The sequence below is a fragment of the Roseateles sp. P5_B10 genome, assembly GCF_056400485.1.
In genome coordinates this window covers 1-2,311 of sequence record NZ_JBFULE010000809.1, presented here as the reverse complement: position 1 = coordinate 2,311, position 2,311 = coordinate 1, and the positions used below count along the sequence as shown (strand labels likewise).

Genomic DNA, 2,311 nt, shown 5'->3' with positions numbered 1-2,311 from the left:
GTGCGGGCCTCGACGCGCTGGCCATCAACGTCCAGCACGCCTTGGGCGAGGAAGCGCGCCCGGCCGAAAAGCCGCGTGGATTCCGGCCAGCCATGCACCGTCTCGAGCACGAAACCGACGAAACGATCGCGCTCCTCCCGCACCCGCTGCATGACCGCCCGGCCGTCAATGCGCGGCGCCTCGGCCTGCACGCCGAAGCGATGCGCCTCGCGCACGGCCTGGGCTGCTTCGGCCGCAGCGATCAGCAGCTTGCTGGGCATGCAGCCGACACGCGCGCAGGTGGTGCCGTAGTGGGCGGCCTCGATCAGCAGCACGCGGTCGGTGTGGGCGCGCGCGGCGCGGTAGGCAGCCATGCCGGCAGTGCCGGCGCCGATGATGGCGACGTCGCAGGAGAAGGTCACGGTGCTGGGCTTCCTGAGTGTCCGACTGGGCAGGATAGCCGCTGCCGCGTCAGGTGTGCAGGCCGCGCCGCGCGGCTTCCTCGCGCAGGCAGTTCAGCATCAACTCTGCGCCTGGCGACAGCTGATGGCCGCGGCGGGTGACGATGCCATACGCGTCCATGCGCAGGCCGAGGTCGAAGTTGAGCACCGCCAACAAACCCGCCTCCAGATAGGGCTTGACCAGCTCTTCGGGCAGGGCCGACAACATGTCGGACTGGCCGAGCAGGCTGGTGATGACGGGCAGGGACAGGGTCTCGACGGTCTGCTGGGGCTGGTCCAGGCCGGCCGAGAGGAACAGGGCGGTCAGGCGGTCGCGCAGGATGCTGCCGCCGGGCGGCAGGATCCAGCTCTGGCGGGCCAGCTCGGGCAGGCTGAGGTCGCGACGGTCGGACAGCGGGTGGCCGGCGCGCACGACCAGGCAATGCGGCTCGTCGGTGAGCGGTTCGAAGCTGAGCTGGGCGGCCGACTCGCTGTCCAGCACCCGGCCGATGACGAGGTCGAGCTCACCGTTCTGCAGGTGCTGGATGAGCAGCTTGCTGGTGTCCACCGAGATGGCGACATGCACCCGCGGCTGGCGGGCCTTGAGCTGCGTGATGGCGGCCGGCAGCAGCGTCGTCGAGGGCGTCAGCACGGAACCGACCGCCACGCGGCCCGACAGGCCCGACAGCAGTTCCATGAGCTCCTGATGGCCGGCGTCCAGCTCGGCCAGGGCCGCGCCGGCGCGCCGGATCATGACCTCACCGTACCAGGTTGGCGCCACACCGCGCGGCAGGCGCTCGAAGAGCTTGACGCCCAGAGCGTGCTCGAGATCGGCCAGCAGCTTGGATGCCGCCGGCTGCGTCAGGTTGGCGGCCTGGGCGGCATGCAGGATCGAGCCGTGCCGACCGAGTTCCACCAGCAGCACGAGCTGGCGAGTCTTCAGGTGGGAGCGGACAAAGCGATCCGAGCGCGGGTCAGTCATTCGTGATAGAGCTGCGACCGGCCCCCATCGATGAGGATGTCGGTTGCGTTGATGAAGCGGGCTTCGTCGCTGGCGAGGAAGAGCGCAGTGTAGGCAACCTCGATGGGCTCGCCGATGCGCTTGGGCGGCAGCAGCTCGACCTGCCGTTTGGCGTCCTCGGGTGAGTTGGCCAGCCACTCGACGACACGCTCGGACAGGATCAGCCCCGGCGAAATGGAGTTGACGCGGATGTTGTGCGCGGCGTATTGGATGCCTAGCGCCTTGGTCATGCCGATCAGTGCGTGCTTGGCGACGGGATAGGGGAAGGCGTTGGGGATGATGCGGTGGCCGTGCACCGAGGCGACGTTGACGATGCTGCCGCCGCCGCTCTCCAGCATGCCGGGCAGCACGGCACGGCTGCAGTGCATCGCGCCGTCGAGGTCGACGGCGAAGCAGCGTTGCCACTGCGCCGTCGTCATCGCCAGCGGCTCGGCGAAGACGTCCATGCCGGCGTTGTTGATGAGCACGTTGATCGTGCCGAAGCGCTCGACGCCGCGCGCAGCCATCGCGCGCACGGCGGCTTCATCGGCGATGTCGGTGGCGATGAACATGGCGTTGTCATCGCCCAGCTCCTGCACCAACGCCGCGCCCAGCGCCTCGTCGGCTGCCAGCCCGTTGAGGATGACTCTGGCGCCCTCGGCGACAAAGAGCCGGGCGATGGCCTTGCCGATGCCCTGGGTGGAACCGGTCACCAGCGCGACCTTGCCTTGCAGACGTGAACTCATCTCAGCTTTCCATCGTGGCGAACGTCCCACGGTTCGTCAGTATTGCGGGCCGAGCGACGGGCCGCTCCCTAGCCGGCCCGCGCTGGCGATGTGCTTGCGGCTCAATGCCGCAAGCATCGCCGTCCCCGCGGGGGACCGACCAAGAT

2 protein-coding genes and 1 pseudogene are annotated in these 2,311 nt (G+C 69.1%); all 3 read right to left on the bottom strand.

Annotated features, from left to right (window positions below):
• Window positions 1-353: pseudogene (locus tag AC1DU6_RS27925) on the bottom strand (dihydrolipoyl dehydrogenase); the annotation flags it as partial.
• A gap of 97 nt (window positions 354-450) precedes the next feature.
• Window positions 451-1,401: a LysR family transcriptional regulator gene (locus AC1DU6_RS27920; RefSeq protein ID WP_056202403.1), complete on the bottom strand. Its 951-nt coding sequence runs from the start codon at window positions 1,399-1,401 to the stop codon at window positions 451-453.
• Window positions 1,398-2,165, bottom strand: coding sequence for an SDR family oxidoreductase (locus AC1DU6_RS27915; RefSeq protein ID WP_457324439.1), 768 nt, complete (start codon window positions 2,163-2,165; stop codon window positions 1,398-1,400). The genes AC1DU6_RS27920 and AC1DU6_RS27915 overlap by 4 nt, the downstream gene beginning before the upstream one ends.
• Window positions 2,166-2,311: the final 146 nt, after the last annotated feature.